This is a genomic window from Massilia sp. Root418, from assembly GCF_001425265.1.
Classification (GTDB): Bacteria; Pseudomonadota; Gammaproteobacteria; order Burkholderiales; family Burkholderiaceae_D; genus Rugamonas.
Genome location: NZ_LMEC01000011.1, coordinates 1,112,435 through 1,128,468 on the forward strand (window position 1 = coordinate 1,112,435; position 16,034 = coordinate 1,128,468).

The 16,034-nt window shown below is 65.6% G+C and carries 12 protein-coding genes, 2 tRNA genes and 2 pseudogenes; 8 read left to right on the top strand and 8 right to left on the bottom strand.

The window, feature by feature from the left end; translation table 11 throughout:
- Positions 1-91: 91 nt before the first annotated feature.
- From ASC94_RS12440 to ASC94_RS12450, 3 genes are read left to right on the top strand one after another with little or no spacing between them, the layout of a single operon-like run.
- Positions 92-1,252 (top strand): ATP phosphoribosyltransferase regulatory subunit, encoded by a 1,161-nt coding sequence (locus ASC94_RS12440; protein ID WP_056394892.1) that lies wholly within the window; start codon positions 92-94, stop codon positions 1,250-1,252.
- A 4-nt stretch (positions 1,253-1,256) separates the two neighbouring features.
- Positions 1,257-2,570: an adenylosuccinate synthase gene (locus ASC94_RS12445; protein WP_056394894.1), complete on the top strand. Its 1,314-nt coding sequence runs from the start codon at positions 1,257-1,259 to the stop codon at positions 2,568-2,570.
- Positions 2,571-2,584: 14 nt separating this feature from the next.
- Positions 2,585-3,130, top strand: coding sequence for a phosphoribosyltransferase (locus ASC94_RS12450; RefSeq protein WP_056394896.1), 546 nt, complete (start codon positions 2,585-2,587; stop codon positions 3,128-3,130).
- Between the two features lie 244 nt (positions 3,131-3,374).
- Here the strand turns inward: ASC94_RS12450 and ASC94_RS12455 are convergent, their stop codons facing one another.
- From ASC94_RS12455 to ASC94_RS12470, 4 genes are all read right to left on the bottom strand, one after another.
- Positions 3,375-6,494, bottom strand: a complete 3,120-nt coding sequence (locus tag ASC94_RS12455) for an efflux RND transporter permease subunit (RefSeq protein WP_056394897.1) — start codon at positions 6,492-6,494, stop codon at positions 3,375-3,377.
- A gap of 18 nt (positions 6,495-6,512) precedes the next feature.
- On the bottom strand, positions 6,513-7,787 hold the full coding sequence (locus ASC94_RS12460; RefSeq protein ID WP_056394899.1) for an efflux RND transporter periplasmic adaptor subunit: 1,275 nt from the start codon (positions 7,785-7,787) through the stop codon (positions 6,513-6,515).
- 6 nt (positions 7,788-7,793) lie between these two features.
- Positions 7,794-9,260, bottom strand: coding sequence for a TolC family protein (locus ASC94_RS32525; protein ID WP_056394901.1), 1,467 nt, complete (start codon positions 9,258-9,260; stop codon positions 7,794-7,796).
- Between the two features lie 67 nt (positions 9,261-9,327).
- On the bottom strand, positions 9,328-9,708 hold the full coding sequence (locus tag ASC94_RS12470) for a DUF2946 family protein (RefSeq protein ID WP_056394903.1): 381 nt from the start codon (positions 9,706-9,708) through the stop codon (positions 9,328-9,330).
- Positions 9,709-9,784: 76 nt separating this feature from the next.
- Here ASC94_RS12470 and ASC94_RS12475 point away from each other — a divergent pair, with 76 nt between their 5' ends.
- On the top strand, positions 9,785-10,381 hold the full coding sequence (locus tag ASC94_RS12475) for a MarC family protein (RefSeq protein ID WP_056394905.1): 597 nt from the start codon (positions 9,785-9,787) through the stop codon (positions 10,379-10,381).
- A gap of 134 nt (positions 10,382-10,515) precedes the next feature.
- Here ASC94_RS12475 and uvrB read toward each other — a convergent pair whose 3' ends face one another.
- Positions 10,516-12,588 (bottom strand): excinuclease ABC subunit UvrB, encoded by a 2,073-nt coding sequence (gene uvrB / locus ASC94_RS12480; RefSeq protein WP_056394907.1) that lies wholly within the window; start codon positions 12,586-12,588, stop codon positions 10,516-10,518.
- A gap of 110 nt (positions 12,589-12,698) precedes the next feature.
- Between uvrB and ASC94_RS12485 the strand changes: the two genes are divergently transcribed.
- From ASC94_RS12485 to ASC94_RS12495, 3 genes are all read left to right on the top strand, one after another.
- Complete coding sequence (locus ASC94_RS12485) at positions 12,699-13,901, top strand: amino acid aminotransferase (RefSeq protein WP_056394909.1); 1,203 nt, start codon at positions 12,699-12,701, stop codon at positions 13,899-13,901.
- A gap of 42 nt (positions 13,902-13,943) precedes the next feature.
- A tRNA-Asn gene (locus ASC94_RS12490) sits at positions 13,944-14,019 on the top strand.
- 124 nt (positions 14,020-14,143) lie between these two features.
- Positions 14,144-14,219, top strand: a tRNA-Asn gene (locus ASC94_RS12495).
- Positions 14,220-14,370: 151 nt separating this feature from the next.
- On the opposite strand, the gene ASC94_RS31785 is transcribed toward ASC94_RS12495, so the two are convergent.
- From ASC94_RS31785 to ASC94_RS12505, 3 genes and pseudogenes are all read right to left on the bottom strand, one after another.
- Positions 14,371-14,466: an integrase core domain-containing protein gene (locus ASC94_RS31785; protein ID WP_229417250.1), complete on the bottom strand. Its 96-nt coding sequence runs from the start codon at positions 14,464-14,466 to the stop codon at positions 14,371-14,373.
- A gap of 97 nt (positions 14,467-14,563) precedes the next feature.
- Positions 14,564-14,950, bottom strand: a pseudogene (locus ASC94_RS33660) (transposase); the annotation flags it as partial.
- A 358-nt stretch (positions 14,951-15,308) separates the two neighbouring features.
- Entirely contained in the window at positions 15,309-15,623 is a 315-nt protein-coding gene (locus tag ASC94_RS12505; protein ID WP_056394911.1) for a DUF1153 domain-containing protein, read from the bottom strand.
- A 74-nt stretch (positions 15,624-15,697) separates the two neighbouring features.
- Here ASC94_RS12505 and ASC94_RS12510 point away from each other — a divergent pair.
- A pseudogene (locus tag ASC94_RS12510) lies at positions 15,698-16,034 on the top strand (DUF2345 domain-containing protein); the annotation flags it as partial.

Genomic DNA, 16,034 nt, shown 5'->3' on the forward strand with positions numbered 1-16,034 from the left:
TAAAATATGCGGTTCGGCCCTCCGATTGCCGTGTGCGTACCCGCCGGGGCGCATGATCGATATCTCAACAACACCGTTTCCGGTTTTCTCCATGCCGAATTGGCTATTGCCCGAACATATTGCGGACGTTTTGCCGTCCGAAGCGCGCAAGATTGAAGAATTGCGCCGCCTGATGCTGGATAACTTCCGCCTGTACGGCTACGAACTCGTAATGCCGCCACTGCTGGAGTACGTCGAGTCCCTGATGACCGGCGCCGGCCAGGATACCGAGCTGCGCACCTTCAAGCTGGTCGACCAGATTTCCGGCCGCATGCTGGGCCTGCGCGCCGACATGACCACGCAAGTGGCCCGTATCGACGCCCACCTGCTCAACCGCGCCTCCGTCACCCGCCTGTGCTACGCCGGCAGCGTGCTGCATACCCGTCCGTCGGGCCTGCACACCACGCGCGAGCCGCTGCAGATCGGCGCCGAGATCTATGGCCACGCCGGCCTGGAAGCGGACGCCGAGATCCAGGAACTGGCGCTGGCCTCCCTGGCGCTGGCCGGTTTCACCGACGTGCGCCTGGATTTGTCCCACGTGGGCGTGCTGCGCGCCATCCTGGCCGAGGACGCGAACGCGGCCAAGGACGAGGCGGCGCTGTACCTGCTGCTGCGTGCCAAGGACGTGCCGGGCCTGGAAGCGCAGACCGCCGCCTACGCGCCGGCCGTGCGCGCCGCGCTGCTGGCCCTGCCGAACCTGTACGGCGACGTGGACGTGCTCAAGCGCGCCCGCGACGTGCTGCCGGACCTGCCCGGCATCAGCAAGGCGCTGGCCGAACTGGCGGCATTGGCCGCGTCGGCCATCGGCCGTGCCGATGTGGCGGTCGACCTGGCCGACCTGCGCGGCTACCAGTACGAAAGCGGCGCCATGTTCGCCGTCTACGTGCCGGGCCTGCCGAACGCGGTGCTGCGCGGCGGCCGTTACGATCACGTCGGCGAAGCCTTTGGCCGGGCCCGTCCCGCCACCGGCTTCTCGATGGATTTGCGCGAACTGGCGCGCCTGCTGCCCACGGCCGAGCGCAAGCACTCGATCCGCGCGCCGTGGGGCAATGCGCCTGAACTGAAAGACAAGATTGCCGAGCTGCGCCAGGCAGGCGAAGTCGTGATCCAGAGCCTGCCGGGTCACAGCAATGAACAGGACGAGTTCGAGTGCGACCGCGCGCTGGTGCTCGACGATAGTGGTAGCAACTGGATTCTTAAAAACTTAGGTTAGTGTGATGTCGAAAAAAAATATGGCAAAGAACGTGGTTGTCATCGGCACCCAATGGGGCGATGAAGGCAAAGGTAAAATCGTTGATTGGCTGACCGATCACGCCCAAGGCGTGGTGCGTTTCCAGGGCGGCCACAACGCCGGCCACACGCTGGTCATCGGCGGCGTGAAAACCGCGCTGCAGCTGATCCCGTCGGGCATCATGCGTCCAGGCGTGGCCTGCTACATCGGCAACGGTGTGGTGGTGTCGGTGCCGGACGTGCTGCGCGAGATCGACAAGCTGGAAGCGGTCGGCGTGGAAGTGGCTTCGCGCCTGAAGATCTCCGAGGCGTGCCCGGTTATCTTCCCTTACCACAGCGCGCTGGACGCGGCCCGCGAAGCGGCCCGCGGCGCCGCCAAGATCGGCACCACCGGCAAGGGCATCGGCCCGGCCTATGAAGACAAGGTGGCGCGCCGCGCCATCCGCATCGCCGACCTGCTGAACGAAGACCGCCTGGCCGAGAAGCTGCGCGAAAACCTGGACTACCACAACTTCGTGCTGGAAAACTACCTGAAGGCACCGAAGGTCGACTACCAGAAGACCCTGGACGACGCGCTGGCCTACGTGCCGCGCCTGCGCCCGATGGTGACCGACGTGTCGAGCGCGCTGTACGCCGCGCACAAGGCCGGCGGCAACCTGCTGTTCGAAGGCGCGCAAGGCTCGCTGCTGGACGTGGACCACGGCACCTATCCGTTCGTCACTTCGTCGAACTGCGTGGCCGGCAACGCCGCTGCCGGCGCCGGCGTGGGACCGGGCATGCTGCACTACATCCTGGGCATCACCAAGGCCTACACCACCCGCGTCGGCTCCGGCCCGTTCCCTTCGGAACTGCCTACCGATGCCGGCGTTGGCCACCACCTGTCGTCGGTCGGCCACGAGTTCGGCACCGTCACGGGCCGCGCCCGCCGCTGCGGCTGGTTCGACGCCGCGCTGCTGCGCCGCTCGGTCCAGATCAACGGCGTGTCCGGCATGTGCATCACCAAGCTGGACGTCATGGACGGCCTGGAAACCATCAAAATCTGCACCAGCTACACGCTGGACGGCCGCACCGTGGACATCTTCCCGGTCGGCGCAGAGGACGCAGGCCGCTGCCAGCCCATCTATGAAGAGATGCCTGGCTGGAGCGAAAGCACTGTCGGCGCTAAATCGCTGGCCGCGCTGCCTGCAAACGCGCGCGCTTACATCAAGCGCATCGAAGAACTGGTTGGCGTGCCAGTGGATATGGTATCGACCGGCCCTGACCGCGAAGAGACCATCGTACTGCGCCATCCGTACGAGTAAGAAGGATAGAACTAATGAGCACCCCTCAATCCGATGACAAGCACCTGTGGGTGTCCTGGGATGAATACCACCGCCTGATCGAGCGCCTGGCGCTCAAGGTGCATGAATCGGGCTGGAAGTTCGACATGGTCCTGTGCCTGGCGCGCGGCGGCGTGCGTCCCGGCGACGTGTTCTCGCGTATTTTCGACGTGCCGCTGGCGATCCTGTCGACCAGCTCCTACCGCGCCGACAAGGGTACCGTGCAGGGCGACCTGGACATCGCCAAGTACATGACGATGACCAAAGGTCCGCTGTCGGGCCGCATCCTGCTGGTGGACGACCTGGCCGATTCGGGCGTCACCCTGATCAAGGTCATGGAGCACCTGAAGCAGAACTTCGAAGGCGTGACCGAAGTGAAGTCGGCCGTGATCTGGACCAAGGGCAGCTCGGCGTTCCGTCCGGACTACCAGATGGAAGAACTGCCGCACAACCCGTGGATCCACCAGCCGTTCGAAGACTACGACGGCATCCGCCCGCACCAGCTGGCGGCGTGGATTAAAAAGGGCGAAGCGTCGAAGTAAGCAGCGTCCCTGCGCAAAGAAGCGGCCTGCATGCAGGCCGCTTTTTTTTGCGCCGCGTGTTGGCGGGTTACGCGGCGCGCCGCTAACCCGCGCTACGGTCCGCGCCCCGTCAATATCGGCGGGTTACGCGGCGCGCCGCTAACCCGCCCTACGGTCCGCGTCCCGTCAATATCGGCGGGTTACGCGGCATGCCGCTAACCCGCCCTACGGTYCGCGTCCCGTCAATATCGGCGGGTTACGCGGGTTAGCGCGCAGCGCGTAACCCGCCGTGCGCGAGCCGGTACAGCATCGGCAGCACCAGCATGGTCAGCACGGTGGACGACAGGATGCCGCCGATGACGACGGTGGCCAGCGGCCGCTGCACCTCGGCGCCGGTGCCGGTAGCCAGCGCCATCGGCACGAAGCCCAGTGCTGCCACCAGCGCCGTCATCAGCACCGGCCGCAGGCGGCCCAGCGCGCCTTCCCGGATCGCCTCATCCACCGTGCGGCCCTGCCCGCGCAGGCTGCGGATGAAGGAAATCAGCACCAGGCCGTTGAGCACCGCCACCCCGGACAGCGCGATAAACCCCACCGCCGCCGAAACCGACAGCGGCAACCCGCGCAGCGCCAGCGCGGCAATGCCGCCGGTGAGCGCGAACGGAATCCCGCTAAACACCAGCAACCCGTCCCGCAAATTGCCGAACATGGCAAACAGCAGCGCAAGCACCAGCAGCAGCGCCGCCGGCACCACCAGCTTGAGGCGCTGCACGGCAGACTGCAGCTGCTCGAACTGTCCGCCCCAGGTGATCCAGTAGGCCGGCGGCAGTTGCACCTGCCGGCGTATGGCCTGTTCGGCTTCCGCCACGAAGGAACCGATGTCGCGCCCGCGCACGTTGGCGCTGACCACCACGCGCCGCTTGCCCTGTTCGCGGCTGACCTGGTTCGGCCCCGGCGCAATCTCCAGCGACGCCACTTCGCCCAGCGCAATGAAGCCCTTGCCCGGCAGCGCAATCGGCAGCCGCCGGATGGCATCAAGGTCGCTGCGCATGGACTCCGGCAGCCGCACCACCAGGTCGAAGCGGCGGTCGCCCTGGAACACGTCGCCGGCCTGCTGGCCGCCCACGGCCACCGCCACGGTCTCCTGCACGTCGGCCGCGTTCACCCCATAGCGGGCCAGCCTGGCGCGGTCGACCGCCACCGTCAGCACCGGCAGGCCGCTGGTCTGTTCCACCTTCACTTCGCTGGCGCCGGGCACTTTTTCCAAGGTGGCGGCGATCTTCGCTGCGGTACCGTTCAGCACCGCCATGTCATCGCCAAACACCTTCACGGCCACGTCGCTGCGCACGCCTGAAATCAGCTCGTTGAAGCGCAGCTGGATGGGCTGGGAGAACTCGTAGCTGTTGCCGGGCACCTGCGCCACGCTGGCGCGGATGGCCGCCTCCAGCTGCTCGCGCGTCTTGCGCGGCCTGGGCCACTGGTCGCGCGGCTTGAACATGATGAAGCCGTCCGCACTGTTGGGCGGCATTGGATCGGACGCCACTTCCGCCGTGCCGATGCGCGCGAACACGCGCTCGATCTCGGGGAACTCCTTCATCAGCTTGCGTTCCAGCTGCTGCTGCATGGCCACCGACTGCGTCAGGCTGGTGCCGGGAATGCGCAGGGTCTGCAGCGCGATGTCGCCTTCGTCCAGGCTGGGCACGAACTCGCTGCCCATGCGCGAGGCCAGCAGCGCCGACAGCAGCACCGCCACCGCCGCGAAGGCCAGCACCACCGGCTTGTTGGCCAGGGCCAGGTCCAGCAGCGGCGCGTACCAGCGCGCGGCCGTACGCATCACGGCGTTCTCTTTTTCACTGACGCGCTCGCCGATGAACAGCGCCACGGCGGCCGGTACAAAGGTCATCGACAGCACCATGGCCCCGAACAGCGCGATCACCACGGTGAGCGCCATCGGGTGGAACATGCGGCCCTCCACGCCGCTGAAGGCGAAAATGGGCAGGTACACGGCCATGATGATGAGCTGCCCGAACAGCAGCGGCCGGCGCGATTCGCGCGCGGCGGCGAACACTTCGTCCGTGCGCTCGCTGCGCGTGAGCGGGCGCCCCAGCGCGGCCTGCGCGTGCGCCAGCCGCCGCACGCAGTTTTCCACGATGACCACCGCACCGTCGACAATGATGCCGAAGTCCAGCGCGCCAAGGCTGAGCAGGTTGGCGCTCACCTTGTACGACACCATCCCGGTAAAGGTGAACAGCATGGAGAGCGGGATCACCATGGCGGTGATCAGCGCGGCGCGCAGGTTGCCGAGGAAGGCGAACAGCACTGCCACCACCAGCACCGCGCCTTCCAGCAGGTTGGTGCGCACGGTGGCGATGGCCCTGTCGACCAGCGTGGTGCGGTCATACACGGTGACCGCGTGCACGCCCGCGGGCAGGCTGCGGTTGATCTCCGCCATGCGCTGGTCCACCGCACGCGCCACCGTGCGGCTGTTCTGGCCGATCAGCATGAACACCGTGCCCAGCACCACTTCACGGCCATTCTCGGTGGCGGCGCCGGTGCGCAGCTCGCGCCCTTCGATCACGTCGCCGATATCGCGCACGCGCACGGGAATGCCGTCCGCACTGGTGAGCACCACGTTGGCGATGTCGTCCAGCGTGGCCAGCTGGCCGGGCGCGCGCACCAGAAGCTGCTCGCCGTTGCGTTCAATGTAGCCGGCGCCGGTGTTGCCGTTGTTGCGCTCCAGCGCGGCCACCACGTCGCGCACGGTCAGGCCGTAGGAGGCCAGCTTGTCCGGATTGGGCGCCACCTGGTATTCGCGGGCGTAGCCACCGATCGAATTGATCTCGGTCACGCCCGGCACGGTGCGCAGCTGCGGCTTGATGATCCAGTCCTGGATGTCGCGCAGGTCGGTCGGCGTGTAGGGCGTGCCGTCGGGCTTCTTTGCGCCTTCTGTTGTCTCCACCGTCCACAGGTAGATTTCGCCCAGGCCGGTGGAGATGGGGCCCAGGGCGGGGTAGGCGTCCCTGGGCAGGCGCGCGCGCGCTTCCTGCAGGCGCTCGCTCACCAGCTGGCGCGCGAAATAGATGTCGGTGCCGTCCTTGAATGTGACAGTGATCTGCGACAGGCCGTAACGAGACAGGGAGCGGGTCTGGTCCAGCTGCGGCAGCCCGGCCATAGCCGTTTCCAGCGGCAGTGAGATGCGCTGTTCGGTTTCCAGCGGCGAGTGGCCCGGGGCTGCCGTGTTGATCTGCACCTGGACGTTGGTTATGTCCGGCACCGCGTCCACCGGCAGGCGCTGGTAGTTGTAGACGCCCAGCGCGGCCATGCCCAGCACCAGCAGCATCACCAGCCAGCGCTGCGCGATGGCGGCGCGTATCAGTCGTTCAAACATGATGATTGGCCTTTCGCGTCAGTGGGCGTGTTCGTTGTCGGACTTGCCCAGTTCGGCCTTGATGGCGAAGCTGCCGTCCGCCGCGTATTGCGCGCCTGGCTTCAGGCCGGACAGCACTTCCACCAGCTTGCCGTCGCCGCGGCCCAGCGCCACTGTTTGTGCGGCGAAGCCGGCCGGCGTACGCACGAAGATGGCCGGTTTTCCTTCCAGCGTCTGCACGGCGCTGCTTTGCACCGCCACGGCTGCCGTGACGGCGTTGGCCGCGTCGGCGGCCGGCGGGAAAACGCGCACGTTGACGAACAGGCCGGGGCGCCAGGCGGTGCCGGGGTTCTTCAGGCGGATGCGCGCGGTGGCCGCGCGAGTTTGTTCGCCCAGCAGGGCGCCTACGTAGGCAACCGTGCCGATCGCGCTGGCGCCGGACGATACCGATGTCACCGAGGCCTGCTGTCCCACGCGCACCGCGTCGAGGTGTGGCGCCGTAACCGCGAACTCGGCCCACACGCTGGACAGGTCAGACAGGGTGAAGATGTTGGCGTCCTCCTTCACCGCTTCGCCTGCGGCGATATGCTTTTCCAGCACCGTGCCGTCGAACGGCGCGCGTACTTCGTAGCGGTTCAGCGGGCCGGCGCCGGAGTGCGGCGCGGACCCGGAGGCGGCGCCCAGCGCGTCGAGTTTCTGCTGCGCGTTGCGCACGGCGATGCCCGCTTCATTGGCTTGCTGCTGCGCCTGCAGGTAGTCCTGCTCGGCCGAGATGCGCTCTTCCCACAGCTTGCGCTCGCGCGCCAGCAGCGTTTGCGCCAGCGACTGGCGCTGGCGCGCCGACAGCAGCTCGCTGCGCAGTTCGGACAACTCGCGGCTGGACAGGACGGCCAGCACCTGGCCCTTTTTGACTTGCTGGCCCAGTTCGGCGTTCACGCTTTCAACCATGCCGGCCAGGCGCGGCACCACGTGGGCGGTGCGGTCGCCGTCGTAGCGGATTTCGCCGGACAGCGCGATGGCGGGCACGATGGGCGCCGGTCCCGCCACCGCCAGCGTAATGCCTGCGGTCTTGATCTGTTCCGCACTGAAGGTGGCTTGCAGGGGCTCGTCCGCGTGTTCCGGCTGCCCGGCCTTGCCATGGGCGTCTTCCTTGCCGTGCGCACCGCCATGCTCGTCTTTCTCGTCTTGCTCGCTATGTGCAGCTTCGTGCATCGCGCCGTTTTGCGCGCGCGGCATTATGATGAGCGCTGCGAGCGCCGCGCCGCACAGCACAATGGCTGCGATGGCGATGGTTTGTTTTTTGGTCAGTTTCATGGCGGTTCAGTGTTCGTTAGCCGGCGCGGTGTGGCCGAGAATGCGTTCGATGGCGGCAGCTGCGCGGTGCCCGTCCGACAGCGTCGTCAGGTACTGCGCGCGCGCCTGCAGCAGCGTGCGCTGCGCGTCGAGCACGTCGAGGAAGTTGTGTTTGCCGAATTCGAAGCCCTTGCGGACGGCCTCGCTGGCCTGCTGTGCGGCGGGGAGGATCTCGTTGCGCAGCAGGTCCAGCGCCTGCCGCGCGGCGCGCAGCGCCTGCACCGACTGCGCCAGCTCGGACTCCAGCCGCATGGCGGCGCCAGCCAGTTCGGCATCGGCCTTGTCGGCCTGGCGTTGCGCCGCCAGCACGTTGCCCTGGTTGCGGTCGAATAGCGGCAGCGGCAACGACAAGCCGATCAGGGTCTGGCTGCGCGACGGGTCCGACATGCGCTTGCTGCCCACGCTTACCGTCAGGTCCGGCGCGCGGTTCGCCAGCTCCAGCCGCGCCACAGCCTTGCGGCGCTCCAGCTCCAGCCTCGCTGGCATCAGGGCGGGCGACTGCGCGCGCCAGCTTGCCATCGCCTCGGCCGACGGCGGCTCCGGCAGCATGCCGATATCGCCTTCTACGCGCTCAAAACCGCCCGGCGCCCCGGCGCCGTCGTAGCCGCCGTAGCCGCCGTAGCCGCCAGAGCTGCCGGAGCTGCCAGAGCTGCCAGAGCTGCCGGAGCTGCCAGAGCTGCCGGAGCTGCCAGAGCTGCCAGAGCTGCCAGAGCCACCCGCGCCGCCAGAGTCGTCAGCGCCGGCCGGGCTGGCCGTGTGCTCTACGCGTGCCGCGCCGCTAGCGGCCGGCTGCCGCCAATAGGCCGCCAGCCGCTCGCGCGCCGAGGCCAGTGCCGCCACCGCGTTGGATTGCTCCAGCCGTACGTTGGCTTCAGCCAGCCTGGCCTTGGTCTCATCGACCGGTGACACTTTGCCTGCGGCCACGCGCTTGCTGGCGGCCTGTGTGGCGCGCTGCGCCAGGTCGCTGCCGTCTTGCGCCAGGCGCAGGCGTTCCTGCGCCACCAGCACGTCATAGAAGGCCGTCACCACGGCCGCATGCAACTCCATGCGCTGCGCTTCCAGGACGGCGCCGGCCGCGTCGCGGCCGCGCTGCGCCGCGGCCATGCGGGCCGCGCGCTTGCCGCCCAGTTCCAGCGGCTGGCTGAGCTGCCAGGTTTTCTCGCCGTCGGCTTCGCCGCTACTGCCGGCACTAGTGCCACTGCGCCCCAGACGCTCAAATACCAGCGTGGGATTGGGCCGCGCGGACGCCTGCATGACCAGGCCGTCCTGCGACTCGGCCTCATGGCGTGCCGCTGCCAGCACGGGGTTAGCTTGCGCAGCCAGCGCCAGGGCGGCACGCAAGGTGAGAGCCGGTTGCGGCTCCGTTTTTTGTGCGGCCGCATGCATGGGCGCGACGAGCGTCGCCATGGCTAGCGGCCAAAGGAATTTGACCATCGAATTCTCCGGTATCGGGAAAAGAAATTCGACGGGACTTCAGTGAGGTAGAGGGAGTCCCGCCGCGCTAGGCAGCGGGATGCCAATCGGGCTTTTTCGGCCCGTCGGCGATGTGCGAGGTGAAACGGAAATCGGAGGGGGGAGGGTAGCTTAAACCGGCGGCGTCCGGCGGCGGTGCCATCCCGGAAAGCAGCGACGCCTGAACCGCGTGGTGGCATACCGCGCAATCCGCGTGCACCTTGGCTTTGCCGGGCAGCTTGCCGTGGCCATCGCCGCCATCGCCATCGTCATCGCCGTCAAGCGTTCCCGCTTGTGCGTTGTGCTGGTGCGCGTGGTGGCCGAAATGCTGCGTCTTTTCCTGTTCATGGCCGCAGTAAGCCGCAGCCGCGGACCAGACATACTGGACCGGCAGCATGGCAAGCAGCAGGATCAGAAACAATTTACGCATCGTGCAATTCTAGCAGCATTCGCCGCCGTGCCCCGGCCGTGTAGTAAACTCCCGCTGCCTATCCCGAAAGCCATTCATGACCCAGAACTTTTTCCAGACCTTCATCCTGCTCCTGCTGGTGACCGACCCCTTCGGCAATGTGCCGTTGTTCGCCACCGCGCTCAATGCCGTACCGCCCGCGCGCCGTCCGCGCATCGTGGTCCGCGAATGCATGATCGCTTTCGTGGTGCTGCTGATCTTCATGTTCTTCGGCCGCCACTTCCTGGAGGCGCTGCAATTGTCCGAAGCGTCGCTGCGCATTGCCGGCAGCGTGATCCTGCTGCTGATCGCCATCCGCATGATCTTCCCGCATCCGGACGGTGTGCTGGGGCGTAATGAGGGCGGCGAGCCGTTCATTGTGCCGCTCGCGATCCCGGCGCTGGCCGGCCCGTCGGCACTGGCCACGGTGCTGCTGTTCTCGCGCGAGAGCACCGGAGAAGTGCTGATCCACGTGGCCGCGCTGGCAGCGGTGGTGGTGGTGTGGCTGGCTGTGTTCCTCGGCGCCGAGCGCCTGCAAAAGGTGCTCGGCCCGCAAGTGATGACGGCGTTTGAACGCCTTATGGGGCTGATCCTGGCCGCGATGTCGATCGAGATGCTGCTGGGGGGGATCCGGGAGTTTGCGAAGACGCTGTGACGCACGGCGGGTTACGCGCTGCGCGCTAACCCGCCCTACGGACGCCGTGGCCGCGTAGGGCCGCGTGGGGGCCTCGTTTGGCCATGTTGGGCTGCGTAGGGCGGGTTAGCGCGGCAGCGCGTAACCCGCCGTATTTACGCCACGTTGTCCGCGCCGGGAGCGCCGAACAGCTGCTGTTTGAGCACATGCAGCTGGTCGCGCACCTGCGCGGCCTTTTCGAACTCCAGGTTCTTGGCGTGGTCCAGCATGGCCTTCTCCAGGCGCTTGATCTCCTTGCTGACCTGCTTCTCGCTCATGGACTCGTACTTGGCTGCTTCCTGCGCCACTTCCAGCTGTTCGCGCGCATCCTGCGGGCTGTAGACGCCGTCGATCATGTCCCGGATCACCTTGTGCACGCCGCGCGGCACGATGCCGTTGGCGGCGTTGAAGGCGATCTGCTTGGCGCGGCGGCGCTCGGTCTCGCCGATGGCGCGCTCCATCGAGTCGGTCATGCGGTCCGCGTACAGCAGCGCCACGCCGTTCAGGTTGCGCGCCGCGCGGCCGATGGTCTGGATCAGCGAGCGCTCCGAACGCAGGAAACCTTCCTTGTCCGCATCCAGGATGGCCACCAGCGACACCTCGGGCAAGTCCAGGCCCTCGCGCAGCAGGTTGATCCCGACCAGCACGTCGAAGGTGCCGATGCGCAGGTCGCGCAGGATTTCCACCCGCTCCACCGTCTCGATATCGCTGTGCAGGTAGCGCACCTTGATGCCGTGGTCGCCCAGGTATTCGGTGAGCTGCTCGGCCATGCGCTTGGTCAGCGTGGTGACCAGCACGCGCTCGTTCTTGGCGATGCGGTCCTGGATCTCCGACATCAGGTCGTCCACCTGGGTGCGGGCCGGACGCACAATCACCAGCGGGTCCACCAAGCCGGTCGGCCGTACCACCTGTTCCACCACCTGGTCGGCATGGCTGTTCTCGTAGTCGGCCGGGGTGGCCGAGACGAACACCGTCTGCCGCATCTTCGATTCGAATTCCTCGAACTTCAGCGGACGGTTGTCCAGCGCGGACGGCAGGCGGAAGCCGTAGTCCACCAGGTTGGTCTTGCGCGAACGGTCGCCGTTGTACATGGCCGAGAGCTGGCCGATCAGCACGTGCGACTCGTCCAGGAACATCAGCGCGTCCGGCGGCAGGTAGTCCACCAGGGTAGGCGGCGGCTGGCCGGGCAGGGCGCCGCTCAGGTGCCGCGAGTAGTTCTCGATGCCCTTGGTGAAGCCGATTTCCGCCATCATCTCCAGGTCGAAGCGGGTGCGCTGTTCCAGGCGCTGCTCTTCAATCAGCTTGGTCTCCTTGCGGAAGAATTCCAGTCGCTCGCGTAGCTCGTCCTTGATAGTCTCGATGGCGCGCAGCACGGTGGAGCGCGGCGTCACGTAATGCGAGCCGGGGTAGACGGTGAAGCGCGGAATCTTCTGGCGCACGCGCCCGGTCAGCGGGTCGAACAGCTGGATCGATTCCAGCTCGTCGTCAAACATCTCCAGGCGCACCGCCAGTTCGGCGTGTTCGGCCGGGAAGATGTCGATGGTGTCGCCGCGCACGCGGAAGGTGCCGCGCCCGAAGTCCACTTCGTTGCGGGTGTACTGCATCTGGATCAGGCGCGCGATGATGTCGCGCTGGGCCACGCGGTCCTTCTGGCGCAGCGTCAAAATCATCTGGTGGTATTCGTTTGGGTTACCGATACCGTAAATGGCCGACACCGTGGCCACGATGACCACGTCGCGCCGTTCCATCAGCGACTTGGTGCACGACAGGCGCATCTGCTCGATGTGCTCATTGATGGACGAGTCCTTTTCAATGAACAGGTCGCGCTGCGGCACGTAGGCTTCCGGCTGGTAGTAATCGTAGTAGGACACGAAGTACTCGACCGCGTTCTCCGGGAAGAACTCGCGGAACTCGCTGTAGAGCTGCGCGGCCAGCGTCTTGTTGGGCGCGAACACGATGGCGGGACGACCCATGCGGGCGATCACGTTGGCCATGGTGTAGGTCTTGCCGGAACCGGTCACGCCGAGCAGGGTCTGGAAGAACAAACCGTCGTTGATACCCTCGCACAAACTGTCGATCGCGGTGGGCTGGTCGCCTGCCGGCGGGAAAGGCTGGTGCAGCTTGAAAGGCGAATCCGGGAAGGTGACAACGGTGGGTGCTGCAGAATTATTAGGTTGCGAATCAGCCATGGGGTCAGACCTTTGATAGAATATGCGATTGTTGGCGCTTAAAACCGGATTTTGTTCGGGCGCTGACACGTATCCGCTGCGAACCGCTTCTAATCGAATCCAATCTTATCATGACGAACCCTTCCGTTTTCAGCGCCATCGAGATGGCCCCGCGCGACCCGATCCTCGGCATTACCGAGGCCTTCAATGCCGACACCAACCCGGCCAAGATCAATCTTGGCGTAGGCGTCTATTATGACAACAACGGCAAGGTTCCGCTGCTGTCGTGCGTGCAGAAGGCGGAAGCGGCACTGATCGCCCAGCCCACCCCGCGCACCTATCTGCCGATCGAAGGCCTGGCCGCTTACGACAAGGCAGTGCAAGAGCTGGTATTTGGCGCCGACAGCGCCGTAATTCAAGAGAAACGTGCAGTGACCGTGCAAGCCATCGGCGGCACCGGCGCGCTGAAAATCGGCGCCGACTTCCTGCAGCGCTTCGCGCCGGGCGCCCAGGTCTACATCAGCGACCCGAGCTGGGAAAACCACCGCGCGCTGTTTGAAAGCGCCGGTTTCAAGGTCAACAACTACACCTACTATGACGCCGGCACCCACGGCGTGAACTTCGCCGGCATGCTGGCCGACATCAAGGCCATGCCGGCCGGCTCCATCGTGCTGCTGCACGCCTGCTGCCACAACCCGACCGGCGCCGACCTGACCTCGGCCCAGTGGGACGAGATTATCGCCGTCGTAGCCGCCAACGGCCTGGTGCCGTTCCTGGACATGGCTTACCAGGGCTTCGGCTCCGGCATCGCCGAAGATGGCGCCGTGGTGCGACGCTTTGCAGCCACCGGCGGTCCGCTGCTGGTGTCGAATTCGTTCTCCAAGTCGTTCTCGCTGTACGGCGAGCGCGTGGGCGCGCTGAGCGTGGTAGCCGCATCGGCCGACGAAGCCGCGCGCCTGATGTCGCAGCTCAAGCGCGTGGTACGCACCAACTACTCCAACCCGCCCGTACACGGCGGCAAAGTGGTGGCCACCGTGCTGACCACGCTGGAACTGCGCCAGCTGTGGGAAGACGAGCTGGCCGCCATGCGCGTGCGCATCAAGGAAATGCGTGATGCTTTCGTCAAGAAGCTGAAGGAAAAGGCGCCCGCGCACGACTTCGAATTCGTGCGCGAGCAGGTGGGCATGTTCTCCTACTCGGGCCTGACCAAGGCGCAAGTGGACGCGCTGCGCGCCGAATCGATCTACGCCGTGGACACCGGCCGCATTTGCGTGGCCGCGCTGAACTCGACCAATATCGACAAGGTGGTTGACGCCATCGCCAAAGTCCTCTAAAATCTTGTTTCTTCGAGCTAAGCACCAGTTTGGCTCGATTGATCCCTGATAGCTCAGTCGGTAGAGCGACGGACTGTTAATCCGCAGGTCCCTGGTTCGAGTCCAGGTCGGGGAGCCAGAATTCTGAAAAGCCCAGTGAGCAATCACTGGGCTTTTTTCTTTTTCACTTGAAATGCCAATCGGCACGGTTGCCATGCGGCACTTGTCGGATCGGACCGGCGCGGCTATAATCTTGCCTCTAATCCCTGATAGCTCAGTCGGTAGAGCGACGGACTGTTAATCCGCAGGTCCCTGGTTCGAGTCCAGGTCGGGGAGCCAGAATTTTTAGTTGTTAGAATCAAGGGGTTACATGCTTCGGTGTGTAGCCCCTTTTTTCATTTCTGGAGACTATGCTGGGGACGGGGGGGGGCTGAGTCCGCTGGTTCTATGTAGGCGAGGGGATGTAATGACCCAGCAGAATCTGCTCAGGTTACGCGGCTAATGCAAAAGCTGCCGCAGGGGTTTGCATYCGAAGCGCTTGGTGCGGACGCTTGTGGTTGTAAAACTGAATCCAGTCGCCGATCACGCGGCTGGCGTGCTGCAAAGTCTCGAAGCGGTGCCGGTGCGTTTTGCATCCGAAGCGCTTGGTGCKGACGCTTGTGGTTGTAAAACTGAATCCAGTCGCCGATCACGCGGCTGGCGTGCTGCAAAGTCTCGAAGCGGTGCCGGTGCGTGCACTGCTCCTTCAATGTACGGATGACACGCTCTACCATCCCGTTCTGCTGCGGGCAGTGTGGCGTGATGAATTCCTGACTCAGGCCGTAACCACGCACCAAGGCCGTGAAGCTGYGGCTGGTGAACACCAGGCCATTGTCGCTGCGCAGCAGGAATGGCGCCGGCACGCGGCCCAGCGTGCCAAAACGSGCAATCAGAGCATGCTCMAGGGCGCTTGACGCTGTGCRGGCCTTGCCGCTGCGCGACAGATGCCAGCCCAACAGCTCGCGGGTGTGGCAGTCGATCACCAAGGCTAAGGTCGCCCAGCCATCCTTGCCGGCCCAGATTCGGCACATGTCGRTGGACCAGCGTTCATTGGGCGCCTGTGCCACTGACGGCAAGGCCTGGATGCGCGGGCCTGGATGCGCGGCCGAAAGCCGATAGCCCGCTTACGCACCTGCCAGCCCTTTAGCTGGAAAATGCGCTGCACGGTATTCTTGTTCATGCCCAGCAGSTGCGCCWCCGTGCGATAGCCGAAGGACGGCGATTCCTCGATCATGGCTTTGATGGGCTCGKCCAGCTCGGGCTTCACCTTCGGCGCCGCCTTGGTCGGCTTGTAGTAGGCGGTGCGGCGCGGCACCTCCAGCCATTTGCACAGCTTGCTTGTCGAGACGTGCAGTCCATCGGCTTTGAGTCCCWGGCGGATCGTCTCGATCACTTCTCGTCCTCGCCCAACAGGGACYKCAGCTTTTTTCGRACCCGCARCTCCAGCATCGCCTCSCCGTAGGCCTCCTGCAATTCCTTGATCTGGCGCTCGTACTGTTCACGCACGTCGAGCGGGTTGGCCCGCAGCGCGTTCTCCATGCCGCGCTTGCACTCGTCAACCCAGGCTTCAATCTCCGACGGCGCCAAATCATAGGCACGGCTTGCTTCCGCGACCGTCGTTTTGCCCTGGATGATTTCCAGCACCAGCGCGCTCTTGCGCTTGGCCGTCCAGCGTTTTACCTCTTCGTCCATTTTCGTACTCACTGTCAAGCGCAAGCCGGCTCGCGCGAAGCCGACAGCGCAAGCCGGTGGGAAAATTCGGCGCCCCGCTGGTGCTGATGGACGCCCCGGCCAGCATCAATTGGGCCACGCCCGCCTCCACCGTCCTCTTCGCGGGCAAGCAGCTGCAATGGACTTCGCAGGGCGATTTGCACCTGGCGGCGGCACACACCGTATCGTCGGTGGCGGGCAACGCGGCCAGCTTCTTCAGCCACGCCGGCGGCATCCAGGCCTTCGCCGGCAACGGCCCCGTATCCCTGCAGGCGCACACCGCGAGCTGGAGATCCTGGCCGACAAGGAGATCACCGTCATCTCCGTCAACGACAGCATCGAAATCAAGGCCAGCAAAAAGATCGTGCTGCAGGCCGGCCAATCCAGCATCACGCTCGACGGCGG